The organism is Amycolatopsis sp. 3B14 (assembly GCF_050958625.1).
Taxonomy (GTDB): Bacteria; Actinomycetota; Actinomycetes; order Mycobacteriales; family Pseudonocardiaceae; genus Amycolatopsis_E; species Amycolatopsis_E thermoflava.
The window spans coordinates 38,311-53,937 of sequence record NZ_JBHZEN010000096.1 but is presented as its reverse complement, the minus strand read 5'-3'; the positions used below and the strand labels follow the sequence as shown (position 1 = coordinate 53,937).

At 72.4% G+C, this 15,627-nt stretch carries 14 protein-coding genes; 9 read left to right on the top strand and 5 right to left on the bottom strand.

Features of this window, described 5'->3' with window-relative positions:
* Positions 1-68: 68 nt before the first annotated feature.
* Genes ACCP09_RS37840 through ACCP09_RS37830 form a run of 3 tightly spaced genes read left to right on the top strand, consistent with a single transcriptional unit; the run spans position 69 to position 2,870 of the window.
* On the top strand, positions 69-479 hold the full coding sequence (locus ACCP09_RS37840; RefSeq protein WP_017982193.1) for an SHOCT domain-containing protein: 411 nt from the start codon (positions 69-71) through the stop codon (positions 477-479).
* A gap of 44 nt (positions 480-523) precedes the next feature.
* Positions 524-1,096 (top strand): potassium channel family protein, encoded by a 573-nt coding sequence (locus ACCP09_RS37835; protein ID WP_378334282.1) that lies wholly within the window; start codon positions 524-526, stop codon positions 1,094-1,096.
* The gene (locus tag ACCP09_RS37830) at positions 1,056-2,870 is read left to right on the top strand and encodes a glycoside hydrolase family 15 protein (RefSeq protein ID WP_433753774.1); all 1,815 of its coding nucleotides are present in this window, start codon (positions 1,056-1,058) and stop codon (positions 2,868-2,870) included. Before ACCP09_RS37835 ends, ACCP09_RS37830 begins: the two co-directional genes overlap by 41 nt.
* Here ACCP09_RS37830 and ACCP09_RS37825 read toward each other — a convergent pair.
* Genes ACCP09_RS37825 through ACCP09_RS37815 form a run of 3 tightly spaced genes read right to left on the bottom strand, consistent with a single transcriptional unit; the run spans position 2,845 to position 4,374 of the window.
* A complete protein-coding gene (locus tag ACCP09_RS37825; protein ID WP_123686669.1) occupies positions 2,845-3,111 on the bottom strand; it encodes a lipopolysaccharide assembly protein LapA domain-containing protein in 267 nt (88 codons plus the stop codon). The genes ACCP09_RS37830 and ACCP09_RS37825 overlap by 26 nt on opposite strands.
* Positions 3,095-3,934: a YhjD/YihY/BrkB family envelope integrity protein gene (locus ACCP09_RS37820; protein WP_431904444.1), complete on the bottom strand. Its 840-nt coding sequence runs from the start codon at positions 3,932-3,934 to the stop codon at positions 3,095-3,097. Before ACCP09_RS37820 ends, ACCP09_RS37825 begins: the two co-directional genes overlap by 17 nt.
* Positions 3,931-4,374, bottom strand: a complete 444-nt coding sequence (locus ACCP09_RS37815; RefSeq protein ID WP_027929597.1) for a DUF7144 family membrane protein — start codon at positions 4,372-4,374, stop codon at positions 3,931-3,933. Before ACCP09_RS37815 ends, ACCP09_RS37820 begins: the two co-directional genes overlap by 4 nt.
* A gap of 110 nt (positions 4,375-4,484) precedes the next feature.
* Between ACCP09_RS37815 and ACCP09_RS37810 the strand changes: the two genes are divergently transcribed.
* The 4 genes from ACCP09_RS37810 to ACCP09_RS37795 are packed head-to-tail and all read left to right on the top strand — an operon-like array spanning position 4,485 to position 8,535.
* A complete protein-coding gene (locus ACCP09_RS37810; RefSeq protein ID WP_433753771.1) occupies positions 4,485-6,230 on the top strand; it encodes an MFS transporter in 1,746 nt (581 codons plus the stop codon).
* Between the two features lie 10 nt (positions 6,231-6,240).
* Complete coding sequence (locus ACCP09_RS37805; RefSeq protein WP_433753769.1) at positions 6,241-7,392, top strand: AI-2E family transporter; 1,152 nt, start codon at positions 6,241-6,243, stop codon at positions 7,390-7,392.
* 2 nt (positions 7,393-7,394) lie between these two features.
* Positions 7,395-8,042, top strand: coding sequence for an HD domain-containing protein (locus tag ACCP09_RS37800; protein WP_378363570.1), 648 nt, complete (start codon positions 7,395-7,397; stop codon positions 8,040-8,042).
* Entirely contained in the window at positions 8,023-8,535 is a 513-nt protein-coding gene (locus ACCP09_RS37795; RefSeq protein ID WP_378334288.1) for a hypothetical protein, read from the top strand. Before ACCP09_RS37800 ends, ACCP09_RS37795 begins: the two co-directional genes overlap by 20 nt.
* On the opposite strand, the gene ACCP09_RS37790 is transcribed toward ACCP09_RS37795, so the two are convergent.
* Entirely contained in the window at positions 8,492-10,228 is a 1,737-nt protein-coding gene (locus tag ACCP09_RS37790) for a SulP family inorganic anion transporter (protein ID WP_123686674.1), read from the bottom strand. The two genes, ACCP09_RS37795 and ACCP09_RS37790, sit on opposite strands and share 44 nt — an antisense overlap.
* 110 nt (positions 10,229-10,338) lie before the next feature.
* Here ACCP09_RS37790 and ACCP09_RS37785 point away from each other — a divergent pair, with 110 nt between their 5' ends.
* Both ACCP09_RS37785 and ACCP09_RS37780 read left to right on the top strand, forming a co-directional pair.
* Complete coding sequence (locus ACCP09_RS37785) at positions 10,339-11,283, top strand: polyphosphate kinase 2 family protein (RefSeq protein WP_433753765.1); 945 nt, start codon at positions 10,339-10,341, stop codon at positions 11,281-11,283.
* Between the two features lie 14 nt (positions 11,284-11,297).
* Entirely contained in the window at positions 11,298-14,066 is a 2,769-nt protein-coding gene (locus tag ACCP09_RS37780; protein WP_433753763.1) for a cation-translocating P-type ATPase, read from the top strand.
* Positions 14,067-14,120: 54 nt separating this feature from the next.
* On the opposite strand, the gene ACCP09_RS37775 is transcribed toward ACCP09_RS37780, so the two are convergent.
* Positions 14,121-15,239, bottom strand: a complete 1,119-nt coding sequence (locus ACCP09_RS37775) for an LLM class flavin-dependent oxidoreductase (RefSeq protein ID WP_378334291.1) — start codon at positions 15,237-15,239, stop codon at positions 14,121-14,123.
* Positions 15,240-15,627: the final 388 nt, after the last annotated feature.

The following is a 15,627-nucleotide window of genomic DNA, read 5'->3' as shown; positions in this document are numbered from 1 at the left end:
CGCCGGCCCCACGGGATGCGCCGTCCGCGGCGCGTGATCCCCAGCGGGTGTCGAGCAACGGAGGCGTCATGACACTGGCACAATCGGAGTACCCGTTCCTGGACCTGGTCTGGACCATGCTGGTGTTCTTCGGCTGGGTGATCTGGTTCTGGCTCCTCGTCGTCATCTTCGGCGATCTCTTCCGGCGCTCGGACGTCTCCGGGTGGGGCAAGGCGGGCTGGACCGTGCTCGTGCTGGTGCTGCCCTTCCTCGGGGTGCTGATCTACCTCGTCGCGCAGGGCAAGCACATGGGCGAGCGCAGGCGGGCCGAAGCGGTCGCCGCGCAGAACCAGTTCGACGACTACGTCCGCAACGTCGCCCACAACGGCGGCGGGAACGGCGCGGCGAGCCAGATCGCCGAGGCCAAGAAGCTGCTGGACAGCGGGGCCATCGACGACAAGGAGTACCAGGACCTCAAGGCGAAGGCACTGGCCCGGTGAGACCGGCGCCCGGATGACCGGGGCGGTCCGGGATGGCGCCCGGTGTGGGGGAGCGGGTACGGGCGCACCGGGGACGGTTCCTCGTCCTCGGTGTGCTCCGCCCCTCGCTGACCGTCGCGCTGCTGGTCACCGCGTACTACGTGCTCCCGCTGGGGGACCGGGTGCGCGGCGGCGGCGCGGTGTTCCTGGCCGCCGGGCTGGCGGTGGTGACGGCGGTGGTCGTGTGGGAGGTCCGCGCGATCCTGCGGTCGCCATACCCGCTCCTGCAGGGTGTGCAGGCACTGGCCCTGGTGGTCCCGTTGTTCCTGCTCCTGTTCGCCGGGGCCTACCACAGCATCGAGCAGGTGCGGCCGGGCAGTTTCACCGGCGCGCTCAGCAAGACCGACGCCCTCTACTTCGTGGTGACGGTGTTCGCCACGGTGGGCTTCGGCGACATCACCCCGGTCGCGGAGGCGGCGCGGATCCTGGTCACCGTGCAGATGCTCGGTGATCTGCTCCTGCTGGGCCTCGGCCTGCGGGTGATCCTCACCGCCGTGCGGCACGGCCGCGACCGGGCGGAGAAAACCGGAGGAGACGATGACCGAGACCGCGATCTCCGAGCACGGGATGATCGGTGACCTGCACACGGTCGCACTGGTGACGACGGACGGGTCGATCGACTGGTTCTGCTGTCCGCGGTTCGACTCGCCGAGCGTGTTCGGCGCGCTGCTCGACGACGAGCGCGGCGGCCGGTTCCGGGTGCGCCCGGCGGGCGATTTCACCAGCCGCCAGATGTACTACCCGGACAGCGCGGTGCTGATCACGCGGTTCTTCACCGCGGAGGGGGTCGGCGAGGTCGGCGACTTCATGCCGCCCGCGGGGGAGCACGCGACCGGCAACCACCGGATCGTGCGGCTGATCCGGTGCGTGCGCGGCCGGATGCGGTTCGAGGTCGAGCTGGCGCCCCGGTTCGACTACGGCCGTCGTCCACATCGGACGGAACTGGCCGGCGGGGGCGCGGTCCTCGACGGGGGTCCGGTGGTGCTCACCGTCCACCCGGTGCGGGAACCCGGTGACGAGCGGCTGGCCGAGGTGCGGGCGGCGGGTTCCGATCTGGAGATGTCGCTCGACCTGTCCGCCGGGCAGGTCCGCGGGGTCGTGCTCGAATCGGGCGCCGACGGGCCGCCGCGGGAGATCCGGGTGGCCGACGTCCGGCGGCTGTTCGAGGAGACGACCACGTTCTGGCAGAACTGGCTCGCCGGCTCGTCCTACCGCGGCCGGTGGCGCGAGGCGGTGGAGCGGTCGGCGATCACGCTGAAGCTGCTCACCTACGCGCCGACCGGCGGGATCGTCGCCGCGCCCACCGCGGGGCTGCCCGAGCAGGTGGGTGGCGAGCGCAACTGGGACTACCGCTACACCTGGGTGCGCGACGCGTCGTTCTCGGTGTCCGCGCTGCTGGGGCTGGGGTTCGACGGCGAGGCGGAGCGGTTCGGCCGCTGGCTCGGCGACCGCGTGCGCGAGCGGGCGGGCGGGTCGTCCGGGCCGCTGAACATCATGTACCGGGTCGACGGTTCCAGCGATCTCAAGGAGGACGTGCTGGACCACTGGTCGGGCTACCGGGGTTCGCGTCCGGTCCGGGTCGGCAACGGCGCCGCCGAACAGCTGCAGCTCGACATCTACGGCGAGGCGATGGACAGCCTGTTCGCGGGCGACCGGGCCGGGCTGCCGATCCCGCACCAGGGCTGGCGGGCCGTGCGCGACGTGCTCGACTGGGTGTGCGCCAACTGGGACCAGCCCGAGGAGGGCATCTGGGAGACGCGCGGCGGGCGGCGTCCGTTCACCTACGGCAGGCTGATGTGCTGGGTGGCGCTGGACCGGGGCATCCGGCTGGCCGCCGAGCACGGCAGGCCGGCCGACTGGCGGCGGTGGGCGGCGGAACGGGACCGCATCTACGAGCAGGTGCACGACCGCGGGTGGCACCCGGGGCGGCGCGCGTTCGTCCAGCATTACGACACCGACGTGCTCGACTCCTCGCTGCTGCGCATGCCGCGGCTGGGGTTCGTCGCGGGGCGCGATCCACAGTGGCTGTCCACACTGGACGCGATGGCGGACGAGCTGGTCACCGACAGCCTGGTCTACCGCTACGATCCGGCCGCCTCACCCGACGGGCTGCGGGGGTCGGAGGGCACCTTCTCGCTGTGCACCTTCACGTGGGCCGACGCGCTGGCGCGGGCCGGGCGCGTGCGGGAGGCCCGCGGCGCGTTCGAGAAGATGCTCACCTACGCCAACCACCTCGGCCTGTTCTCCGAGGAGATCGCGCTCACCGGCGAGCAGATCGGCAACTTCCCGCAGGCCTTCACGCACCTCGCGCTGATCGACGCGGCCCTCACTTTGGACCGGGCCCTCGCTTAGCGCGGCGCGCGCCGCGGCCCAGCAGCAGCCCGGCGAGCAGGCCGAGCACCAGGACACCCGCCAGCGCCGCCCACAGCGGGCCGGTGATGGTCGTGGTGAACACGCGGATGTCCACGGTCTGGCGGTTCTGCAGGACGAACGTCACGCCGAGCGCCACCAGCACCGCCGCGGCGATCAGCTTGACCGGGACCTTCCGCTTGGCCGGCGCCGCCTTGGGGGCGCCGTCAGGACGTGCTGTCATCGGAACTCCTCGGCAGTAGGTCCTCCTGCTCCGACAGCAGGAGGTTGAGCAGGTGGGCCAGCACGACGAACCGTGCTATCAGCATGAGCCAGACGAGCGCGGCCGCCGCCACGCCGAGCGTTCCGTACAGTTCGGAGGCCCGGGACAGCTTGCCCGGCAGGAAGTGGACGGCGACGGCACGCAGGCCTTCCAGCCCGAGCCCGAACAGGACGGCCCCGGGCAGGTACGCGCGGTAGGGCCCGGGCTGTCCCGCGCGCAGCAGCGGCAGCCCCAGCAGGACGAACACGCCGATCATCACGACCGACATCACCGCCGTGGGGATGTGCAGGACGGCTTCCAGCAGTGGCCCGCCCAGGCACGCCACCAGGATCCCGAGCAGGACGGCCGTGTAGCGGCCCGCCCGGGCCAGTGCGGTGAAGTCGCGCGGGCAGCTGCCGGGGCGGACGCGGTTCGCGACGCCGTCCAGCGCCCGCCCGAGCGTGAACGACGCGATCGCGAGCGAGCCGATGCCCACCCCGAGTGCGATCAGCCTGCTCTGTTCCGCCTGCCGCCCCACGTTCTCCAGCAGGCTCGCGGTGAGCGGGCTGAGCCCGGTGGTCCGCACGAACTCGCCCAGGGCCGTCCCGGACCACCAGAACCCGAGGAGCGCGACGAGGATCAGGACGCACGGCAGCAGCCACACGAAGAGCCGGAAGGCCAGCGCGGCCGCCAGCAGCGGGCCGGCGATCTCCAGGTCCCGCCGGAGCAGACGACCGGTGAGCCGCACCGCGGGGAACCGGCCCGCCGCCGAGGCGAACCCCTCACGCGCGGCGGTGGTCCTCACTCCCGGCCGTGCGCGACGACCGCCCAGATCACGAGCACGTCGATGGCGATGACGATGGTGGACTGCACCGGTGCGACGTTGAGGAACGCCAGGTGCGACAGGGCGTTGAACCCGGCCAGCAGCACCGCGACCACGCGGGCCCACATCGCCCCGAACCCGAGGGCGACCCCGGTGGCGACCGCGAGCACGCCGACCACGAGGTGGATCCAGCCCCAGCCGGTGAGGTCGACGACCAGGGTGCCCTCGGGGCCGACGACGTAGTGGTCGTCCGCGGCGAGCGCGACGATGCCCATCACCGTGGTGAAGAGCCCGGCCAGGACCACCATCACGGCGCCGAACAGCAGCCACCCGCTGCCGCGTTCCTCCGTCACCCGGCCGAGCCCGGTGGCCCGCTGGGAACTCATGTATGCCTGGTCGCGCAGGTACGCCTGATCCGCCATGGCCGCCTCCGATCCGCGGGAACCTCCGGCCACAGTGCGCCCTCGCGTCACGCCGCTCTTCGCCTGCGACGGGTGAGCGCACCCGCCCGCGGCCCGGTTACCGTCCCCGGATGCGGACAACGGCTGCGACGCGGCGCCGCGGCGGCACGGTGCTGCTCACCCTCGCGGCCGGGCAGTTCCTGATGACCCTGGACACCTCCGTGATGAACGTGTCGATCGCGACCATCGCGAACGACCTGGGCACGACCGTCACCGGGATCCAGACCGCGATCACCCTGTACACGCTGGTGATGGCGATGCTGATGGTCACCGGCGGCAAGATCGGGGCGCTGATCGGGCGCCGCCGGGCGTTCGCGATCGGGTGCGTGGTCTACGGCTGCGGCTCGCTGACCACCTCGCTCGCCCCCGGGCTGGGGGTGCTCATCGTGGGCTGGTCGGTGCTGGAGGGGCTCGGCGCCGTGCTGATCATGCCCGCGATCGTGGCCCTGGTCGCGTCGAACTTCGAGCAGGCGCAACGGCCGCGGGCCTACGGGCTGGTCGCCTCCGCCGGCGCGATCGCGGTCGCCGTCGGCCCGCTCGTCGGCGGGCTGGTGACCACCTACTTCTCCTGGCGCTGGGTGTTCGCGGGCGAGGTGCTGATCGTGCTCGTCATCCTGGTGCTGGCGCGCCGGATGGCCGATCCCGAGCGCGGCGAACGGCCCGCGCTCGACCTCTCCGGGACGGCCCTGTCCGCTCTCGGACTGGGCCTGGTGGTGTTCGGCGTGCTCCGGTCGGGGACGTGGGGCTGGATCCTGCCCCGGCCGGGCGCGCCGGCGCTGCTCGGGCTGTCCCTGGTCCTGTGGCTGGTGCTGGCCGGCGGGATCGTGCTGTGGTTGTTCCTGCTGTGGGAGCACCGGCGGGTCGCGCGCGGCCGGGAGCCGCTGGTGGACCCGGCGATGCTGGGCAACCGGCGGTTGCGCGCCGGCCTCACGGTCTTCTCCGGCCAGTACCTGATCCAGGCCGGGTTGTTCTTCGTCGTCCCGCTGTTCCTGTCCATCTCGCTCGGTCTGTCCACAGTGGAGACCGGATTGCGGTTGCTGCCGCTGTCGATCACGTTGCTGGCCGCGGCGGCCGGGATCCCGAGGCTGTGGCCGCACATCTCGCCGCGCCGGGTGGTGCGGGCCGGGCTGGTGACGTTGTTCGTGGCGCTCGTGGCCTTCTTCGCCGCCCTGGACGCCGGCGCCGGGCCGGAGGTCACCACCGTCCCGATGCTGCTCGCCGGGCTGGGCATCGGCGCACTGGCCTCCCAGCTGGGCAGCGTGACGGTGTCGGCGGTGCCCGACGAGCGCAGCAGCGAGGTCGGCGGGCTGCAGAACACCTTCACCAACCTCGGCGCCTCGCTGGGCACCGCGCTGGCCGGATCGGTCCTCATCGCGGTCCTCACGTCGTCGTTCCTCGACGGCATCCGCGACAACCCGGCCGTGCCGCCCCAGGTGACCGCGCAGGCCGAGGTGCAGCTGGCCGGTGGCGCGCCGTTCGTCTCGGACGCGGCGCTCGAGGCGAACCTGGCCGCGGCGGGGGTTCCGGCCCCGACGGCGCAGGGCATCGTGGAGTCCAACCGGGACGCCCGCATCCAGGGCCTGCGCGCCGCGATCGCGGTGCTCGCGCTCGCCGCGGTCGTCGCGGTGTTCTTCACCCGCCGCATCCCGGAGGAGCAGCCGGGCGGGTCACCCGGCGCGGGTGAGGACAGCCGCCCCAGCGGTCCGGGCGGGCACAGCGGTGGCGCTGACGGCGGCACGCGAGCCGGCGGGCTCGCCGCTCCGCCGGGAGCCGGATCGCCCGGCCGGGATGAGCAGCACCCGGTGCCGCCGCTCTAGCCTCCGGCGGATGGAGGAGCGGAACCCGCGGCTGTCGCCCGACGGCCTCGCGCCGTCCCGCGATCTGCTGCCGCGGGCGCTGGTGGTGCTGCTCGGCGCGGCCGCGGTGGTCGTGGTCGTCGCCGGGGTCCGCGCCGCGGGCTGGCTGGTCGCCCCGGTGTTCACGGCGCTGGTGATCGTGATCGCCGTGTCGCCGGTGCAGGACTGGCTCCGCCGCCGGGGGTGGCCCGCCTGGCTGACGACGACCGTGCTCGTCGTCCTGGTCTACGGGGTCCTCGCGCTGCTGACGCTGGGCATCGTCGTCTCCCTCGGGCGGCTGGCCGGCCTGGTGCCGCAGTACACGGAACAGGCCGCCGAGGTCGTCGGCGACGCCTCGGCGGGGCTGTCCCGGCTCGGCATCGGCCCGGACCAGCTGCGCGCCGCCGCCGAATCCCTCGATCTGGGCAAGCTCAGCGGCCTGCTGACGGCCCTGCTCGCCGACGTCGCGGGCCTGGTGTCGAACCTGGCGTTCCTGCTCGCGTTGCTGCTGTTCCTGAGCGTCGAAGCGGGCGGGGCGGGGCAGCGGTTCGCCGCGATCGCCACCGACCGCCCGGCGGTGAGCACCGCGCTGCACGGGTTCACCGGCGGCACTCGGCGCTACCTCCTGGTCACGACGGTGTTCGGGCTGGTCGTGGCGGCCCTGGACGCGCTGGTGCTCGCGGTGATCGGCATCCCGCTGGCCCTGACCTGGGGGCTGCTGTCGTTCATCACCAACTACATCCCGAACGTGGGGTTCCTGATCGGGCTGGCCCCGCCCGCGATCCTCGGCCTGCTGACCGGCGGCGTCGACCGGATGGTGGTGGTGATCGTCTGCTACGGCGTCATCAACTTCGTGCTGCAGTCGCTGATCCAGCCGCGGTTCGTCGGCGACGCGGTCGGGTTGTCGGTGACCGTGACGTTCGTGGCGCTGGTCTTCTGGGCGTGGCTGCTGGGGCCGCTCGGCGCGATCCTGGCGATCCCGATGACCCTGCTGGCCAAGGCGCTGCTGGTGGACCTCGATCCGCGCGCCCGCTGGGCGGACGTGCTGCTGCGGTCCGGGCCGCGCAGGCCGCCGGATTCCCGGCGCCGGGAGGCGCTGTTCTCGCGGTGGCCGCACCGCGCGGCAGCCGGACGGAAGGAGTAGCGATGGCGCGCGTGTCAATGGGGCCTGGATCCGGCGTGGTGGCCGGGTACCACGACGGCATCCCGCTGGACCGGTGGGCGCGGGTCACGGCAGGCCGTCTGCTCGCCGACGAACAGCCGCGGCGGTGGGCCCACAGCCAGGGAGTCGGGCGCAAGGCCGAAGGCACGGCGCTCGCGCTGGCGCCCGCCGACCGTCCGGTTCTGGTCGCCGCGGCCTGGCTGCACGACATCGGGTACGCCGCGGCAGTCGGGGGCGTCGGGTTCCACCAGCTCGACGGCGCGCGCTACCTCCGCCGTCTGGGTGTGCCGCCACGCGTGTGCGCGCTCGTGGCCCACCACTCCGGCGCGGACGCGGTGGCCGCGCTGGTCGGTCTCGGGCCGCGGCTCGCGGAGTTCCCCGACGAACGCGGACCGGTCCGGGACGCCCTGTGGTACTGCGATCTGACCACCAGCCCGGACGGCCTGCCGGTGTCCTACCGCACGCGGCTGCTGGAACTGCGGGCGCGCCGCAGCCCGGACGATCCCGTCGTGCGCGCGCTGGCCGACAACGGCGAGGAGCGGGCGGCGGCGGTCCGGCGCACCGAAGACCTGCTGTTGTCCGTCCGATTCGGACACCGGGCGGAGGTGGACGGTGATCGGCGGACCGGCTGACCGGACCACCGTCCGGACGGCGGGCAGGCGGCGCGCGGCCGGCATCTACGGGGCGATCGTCACCGCGGCGATCCTGACCGCCGTCGGCGAGCAGCTGCCCACCGCGGCACTGGCGGTCGCCGTCGTGGTCACGCTCCTGGTCTACTGGTCCGCCGAGGAATTCGCGGAGATCCTGGGGGAGCAGACCTCCGGCGGGAGGCTGCCGACCCGGGCCCAGGTGTGGGCGGAGCTGCGGGCCACCTGGCCGATGGTGACCGCCTCCTACGGTCCGCTCGCCGCGCTCCTGCTGGCCCGGCTGGCCGGCGCCACACCGCTCACGGCGGCGAACGTCGGGCTCGTGACCGCGGTGGTCCTCCTGGTCGCCCACGCCTGGTCGGCGGCGCGGGCGGCGCGGCTGCGCGGGGTTCCGCTCGTGGTGACGACCTGCGCGGCCGCACTGCTCGGGGTGGTCATGATCGTGATGAAGAACCTGGTTCTGCTGCACCTGCACTGACCGGGACCCAGCCGTTCCCGGTGCGGCGGCGGAACGCGTCCACGGCGGAGGAGACGGTGGGGTAGAAATGGTCCGGATCCAGCGTGCGGGTCAGCTCGTAGCGGTCGATCTTGCGCCGCACCGGGTCCTTCAGCTCGGCGAGCACGAGGTGCGTGCCGAGTGCGTTGAGCTCGTCGTCGAGGTCCCGCAGCATGTCCGCCGCCGTGGTGTCCACATCGGTCACCGGCTCGGCGGCGACGACGATCCAGTGCGGCGCCGGGTCGCGAGCCGCGAGACGGCGCACCGCCTCCCGGAAGGTCTTGGCGTTGGCGAAGATCAGCGGCGCGTCGAACCGGAAGATGACCAGGCCGGCGGGCCGCCGCGCGTCCGGGTAGGACCGGACGTCGTGGTAGCCGGGCACCCCGTCGGCCTTGCCCAGTTCCGTCTGGTACGGCAGCCACGCGTGCCGGAACACGTTGAGGATCGACAGCACCACCGCGACCGCGATGCCGGGCAGCACGCCCAGCAGCGCGACGCCGAGCAGGGCCGCGGCCGACAGGAGGAACTCGGTCCGCCGTTGGCGCCAGAGCCGCACGGTGCCCCGGACGTCGGCGAGCGACAACGCCGCGGTGATCACGATCGCGGCGAGCACCGGCTGCGGCAGGTTCCGGAACAGGCCGGGCGCGACCAGGATCATGACCGTGATCAGGACGGCGCCGACGACGCCGGTCAGCTGGGTGCGCGCGCCGGCCTGCTGGGCGACCGCGGTGCGGGATCCGCTGGTGCTGACGGGGAACCCCTGGAACAGCCCGGCCGCCAGGTTCGCCACGCCGATGCCCGCCATCTCCCGGTTGCCGTGGACCTCCTGCCCGGTGCGGGCGGCGAACGCCGACGCCGTGGAGATCGTGTCGGCCAGCGAGACCAGCGCGATGCCCAGCGCCCCGGCGAACAGCGGAGCGAGGTCGGACAGGCCGACGTCCGGAATGGACAGCGGCGGGAAGCCCTTCGGCAGCACGCCGACCAGGTCCACGCCGCGCGCGGCCAGGTCGAACAGCGGGACCGCGGCGATCGCCAGCACCACCACGACCAGCACGGCGGGGATCTTGGGCAGCCAGCGTTGCAGCACCAGGATCGCGGCGACGCCGCAGATCCCGACCGCGGCCGCGGCGCCGTTGACGTCGCCGCCGGAGATCCCCCGCGCCACGGCGCCGATCTCGGCGACGAGGCCGTCGGCGTCGACGCTGAACCCGCACAGCTTCGGCAGCTGCCCCACGACGATGGTGAGCGCGAGCCCGTTGAGGTAGCCGATCATCGTCGGCTTGGAGATGAGGTCCGCGATGAACCCCAGCTTGGCCACCGATGCGACGATCATGATGGCGGCGACCAGGATCGCGAGCATCGAGGCGAGCGCGACGGCACGCCCGGGGTCGCCGTCGGCCGCGACGAGCGGCAGGATCGTCGCGGCGATCATCGGCCCCAGCGAGGAATCCGGCCCCAGCACGAGGATCCGCGACGGCCCGAACACGGCGTACCCGAGCAGGCACAGGATCGACGTGTACAGCCCGGTGATGGCGGGCAGGCCGGCCAGTTCGGCGTACGCCATGCCCTGCGGCACCAGCAGGGTCGTGAGAACGACACCGGCGACGAGATCCTTCGCCAGCCAGCGGCGTTCGTACGACCTGATCTGCCGCAGGCCGGGAACCCAGTGGGACATGACGGAAATCCTTCCCCGGCCGATGGTAACCGGACACGGGTTCGGCGAACCGGGGCCTCGGTCCTCACCGGAGGAGACGAAAGACCCTTGACGGAACAGGAGCCACCGACATGAACGACGTACGGGCGAAGCGGATCGCGAAGTTCATCGAGCCCTTCCGCGTCGAGCCGGGCTCGAAGGTGAAGCTGGACAGGGACTTCGACCCGGCGTTCAAGGCCGGGGTCACGAAGAAGCGGGAGGGGCGCGAGCTGTTGCGGACCGGTGTCGAACTGCTGGCCGAGTACCAGCGCAGGCTCGCGGCCCAGGGCACGCACGGTGTCCTGCTGTGCCTGCAGGCTCTCGACGCCGGCGGCAAGGACGGCACGATCCGGCACGTGATGAGCGGGGTGAACCCGCAGGGCGTGGCGGTGAGCAGCTTCAAGGTGCCGTCCGCGGCCGAACTGGGGCACGACTACCTGTGGCGCTACGCCTGCCGTCTGCCCGCGCGCGGCGAGATCGGGATCTTCAACCGCTCGCACTACGAGGAGGTCCTCGTGGTGCGCGTGCACCCGGAGCACCTGGACCGGCAGCGCCTGCCCGCCAGGTCGCTGGGCAAGGACCTCTGGGCCCGGCGCTACCGCGAGATCAACGACTGGGAGCGGTACCTGAGCGACAACGGGTTCGCCGTGGTGAAGCTCTTCCTCAACCTGTCCTGGTCCGAACAACGGGCGCGGTTCCTCAAGCGCATCGACGTGCCCGAGCGGAACTGGAAGTTCTCCGCGGCCGACATCCGGGAGCGGGCGTACTGGACCGACTACCAGCACGCGTTCTCCGAGATGCTGTCGGCGACGAGCACGACGTGGGCGCCGTGGTACGTCGTCCCGGCGGACCGCAAGTGGTTCGCGCGGCTGTGCGCGGGCGCGGTGCTGGCGCACACGCTGATCGAGCTCGATCCCCAGTACCCGCGGGTGAGCAGCGAAGCCCGCGACCAGCTGCGGGACGCGCGGGCGAAACTCGTGGCCGAAACCGAACCGGCACCGGCACGGCACGGGCGTGCCGCGGCCGGCCGGGCCTGAACGGAGGTGGCGACATGGTGCAGAGCTCCGGCACGCGGGCCGCGCCCGCCGGATCGTGGTACACCCGCACGGCCGAGGACACCACCGCGTTCTTCGGCGTCGACCCGGACCGCGGCCTGAGCGCCACGCGCGCGGCGGAGTTGCTGCGCGCGAACGGTCCCAACGCGCTCCCCGAGGAGAAACCCCGCCCGGGTTGGCTGCGATTCCTCGCGGAGTACCGCAGCTACATGCAGATGATCCTGGTCGCCGCGGCGGCGGTGTCGCTGGCGATCCAGCAGTGGACGACGGCGGTCCTGCTGGTGGTCCTGACCGTGCTGAACGCGGTCGTCGGGCTGCGGCAGCAGGGCAAGGCCGACAGCGCGATGAACGCGCTCAAGTCGATGATGAAGGCGACGGCCCGGGTCCGCCGCGACGGGCAGGAGGCGGTCGTGCCCGCCGAGGAACTCGTCGTCGGCGACGTCGTGCTGATCACGGCGGGCGACGAGGTGCCCGCGGACGGCCGGATCGTGCGGGCCGCCGCGCTGCAGATCGACGAGTCCGCGCTGACGGGGGAGAGCGTGCCGGCGGTGAAGAGCGCGGAGGTGCTCGCCGGTGACCACTTGGGACCGGGGGACCAGGCGAACATGGCGTTCATGCACACGCCGGTGACCCACGGCAGCGGGACCGTGGTGGTGACCGCGACCGGCGCGGCCACCGAGCTGGGCCGGATCTCCGGGATGCTGTCGGCCACCGCGCCGGAGCAGTCGCCGCTGACCAGGGAGCTGAACCGGCTCACGCTGTGGATCGCCGGGGCCGCCGGGCTGACCATGATCGTGATGTTCGTGCTCGGGCACAACCGGGGGCAGGCGTGGGACGCGTTGTTCGTCAGCGCGGTGTCGCTCGCGATCGCGGCGATCCCGGAGGCGCTGCCGACGGTGACGCAGACGATCCTGTCGCTCGGTGGTGTGGACCTGGCCAAGCGCAACGCGATCGTGAAGGACCTGCCCTCGGTCGAGACCCTGGGCTTCACCTCGGCGATCAACTCGGACAAGACCGGCACGCTCACGATGAACCAGATGACCGCGGTGGAGGTGGTGGACCCCGGCGACCGCTACACCGTCTCGGGCAGCGGGTACGACCTGGACGGCCGCATCCACCGGGTGGCGGGCGCCGCGGACGGCATCGGCGAGGCCATCCTGCCCTACCTGGTCGCCAGCGACGCGCGGCTGGTCGACGGCAAGGTCGTCGGCGATCCCACCGAGGGCGCGCTGCTCGTGCTGGGGCACAAGGCGGGGATCGACGTGGAAGGCACCCGGGAAGCGCTTCCCCGGCTGGCCACGCTGCCCTTCGACCCGGCCTACAAGCTGATGGCGACCTTCCACCGGGCACGCGACGCGGCAGGCGAACCGGTGGTCCGGTGCTACGTCAAGGGTGCCGCGCCCGCGGTGCTGTCCCGCGCCGGCAGCGCGCTGTCCGCTTCGGGCCCGCTGGCCTGGGACGCGGACCTGTCCGCGCGGGCGCAGGCGCACCTGGAACGGATGGAGGGCCAGGGCATGCGGGTGATGGCCGCCGCGACGCGGGACATCGACCCCGCCCGGTTCGACCCGCACGGCGATCTGCTCGGCCACGTCACCGGCCTGCAGGTGACGAGCCTGGTCGGGATGGTGGACCCGCCGCGGGACACGTCGGCGGAGGCGGTCGCGAGCGCCCGGGCGGCCCACATCCGGGTGCGCATGGTCACCGGTGACGACGTGATCACCGGCGCGGCGATCGCCGCGCGGCTCGGCATCCCCGGACAGGCCATGCTGGGCGCGGACTTCGCGGCGCTGCCCGAAGCGGAACGGATGAGCCGCATCGACGACATCGGAGTGCTGGGCCGGGTCGCGCCCGAGCACAAGGTGCTGCTCGCCGAAACCCTGAAGAAGAAGGGCGACGTGGTGGCGATGACCGGGGACGGGGTCAACGACGCGCCCGCCATCAAGGCCGCGGACATCGGCATCGCGATGGGCAGCGGCACCGAGGTGGCGAAGAACGCGGGCCGGATGGTGCTCTCCGACGACAACTTCGCCACCATCGTGTTCGCGGTCGAACAGGGCCGCAAGATCTACGACAACCTGACCAAGTACATCCGGTTCGTGCTCGTCCTGCTGGTCGTGTTCGTGCTGACCTTCCTCGGCGCGGCGCTGTTCGGCATCGCCGCCGGGGAGCCGTTCAACCCGGCGCAGGTGCTGTGGATCCACTTCTTCGTCAACGCGGCGTTCGGCTTCGCGCTGGGCTTCGACCGGGAGAGCCCGGGGCTGATGAACCGCACGCCGCGACCGCGGGGCTCGTCGGTGCTCAGCCGTGGCGTGGTGGTCACCGTCGGGTTCTCCGGGCTGGTGATCAGCGCGATGCTGCTGGCCGTGCTGCACCTGGGTGCGGACCGGTTCGACCCGGCGGTGGCCAACTCGATCGCCTTCACCACGTTCGCGTTGTGCCTGATCGTGGCCGGGCTGGAGTGCCGCAACGAGACGGCGTCGGTGCTGACCACCTCGACGTTCGACAGCAAGCAGCTGAACTGGGCGGTGTTCGCCGAGTTCGTGCTCGCGGTGCTGGTCACGCAGGTGGACGGCTTCCAGCGCCTGCTGGGCACCACCGAGCTGACGGCGCTGCAGTTCGGCTGGGCGCTGGTGCCGCCGGTGGTGCTGCTGGTGCTGTGGGAGCTGGGCAAGCTGGCGGCGCGGCGGTGGGCCGCCCAGCCGGTGGCCGGGCGCCGGGACGCCGTGCCCGCCGTGGCCCGCCACCGGGCGCAGCCGAGTTCGTGAGGACCGGACCGGCCCCGGCGGGCGTCGCCGCGCCGGGGCCGGTTGCCCGGCGGGTCAGTTGACGGCCGTGGCCTCGGTCTTGTCCTCGGCGGCCTTGGCCCGCGCGGCCGCGACCCGCTCGGCGTGGCTGGGCGGGTTCGCCGGCACGTGCTCGGGGCGCTTGGCCTCCATCTCCTTGCGCAGCACCGGAACGACCTCCTCGGCGAGCAGGTCGATCTGCTCCAGCACCGTCTTCAGGGGCAGGCCGGCGTGGTCGATGAGGAACAGCTGGCGCTGGTAGTCGCCGACGTCCTCGCGCATGCTCGCGTACCGGTCGATCACCTGCTGCGGGCTGCCGACCGTCAGCGGGGTCGTCGCGGTGAAGTCCTCCATCGACGGGCCGTGGCCGTAGACCGGGGCGTTGTCGAAGTAGGGGCGGAACTCGTTCCACGCGTCCTGCGAGTTCTTGCGCATGAAGACCTGCCCGCCGAGGCCGACGATCGCGGTGTCGGCCGGGCCGTGCCCGTAGTGCTCGAAGCGCTGGCGGTAGAAGCGCACCATCTGCTTGGTGTGCGACATGGGCCAGAAGATGTTGTTGTGGAAGAAGCCGTCGCCGTAGTAGGCGGCCTGCTCGGCGATCTCCGGGCTGCGGATCGAGCCGTGCCAGACGAACGGCGGGACGCCGTCGAGCGGGCGCGGGGTGGCGGTGAAGCCGCGCAGGGGGGTGCGGAAGTTGCCCTCCCAGTCGACCACGTCCTCCTCCCAGAGGCGGCGCAGCAGGGCGTAGTTCTCGATCGCCAGCGGGATGCCCTGGCGGATGTCCTGGCCGAACCACGGGTAGACCGGGCCGGTGTTGCCGCGGCCCATCATCAGGTCCATCCGGCCGCCCGAGATGACCTGCAGCATGGCGTAGTCCTCGGCGATCTTCACCGGGTCGTTGGTGGTGATGAGAGTCGTCGAGGTGGACAGGATGATGTCCTTGGTCACGCCGGCCAGGTAGCCGAGCATGGTGGTGGGCGAGGACGCGACGAACGGCGGGTTGTGGTGCTCGCCGGTGGCGAAGACGTCGAGCCCGGCCTGGTCGGCGTGCTGGGCGATGGTCAGCATCGACCGCACGCGCTGGGTGTCGTCCGGAGTTTCGCCGGTCGTCGGATCCGTGGTCACGTCGCTGACGGAGAAGATCCCGAACTGCATGACAGCCTCCTGCTGATCTGGTGTTCGGCCGGTAAAACGTCTCGCGCGGAAGAATATTCCTGGCGAGACTATCAGGGGGCCGCGCCGAAGTCTGGTGACTCACGGCGTCGCTCTGGGGAGGGAGGCTCGCCGGTGCGGTTGGCGGCTGGTCCGGCGTGGGTGCGTGTCCGGGTCTAGGTTGCTTGCGCAGGTGGTGATCACTGCGGCCCGGCGAAGGGGTGCCCGTGGCCGGCTGCCGGTGGGCAGCTCGTGCGGCGGCCAGGGCTCCCTCGCCGGTGTGGTTGGCGGCTGGTCCAGCGCGATACGCCTCGGGGTCCACGTTGCTCCGGCAGATCGCGATCACTGCGGCCCGGCGAAGCGGCGCCCGTGGCCAGCTGCCGGTGGGCAG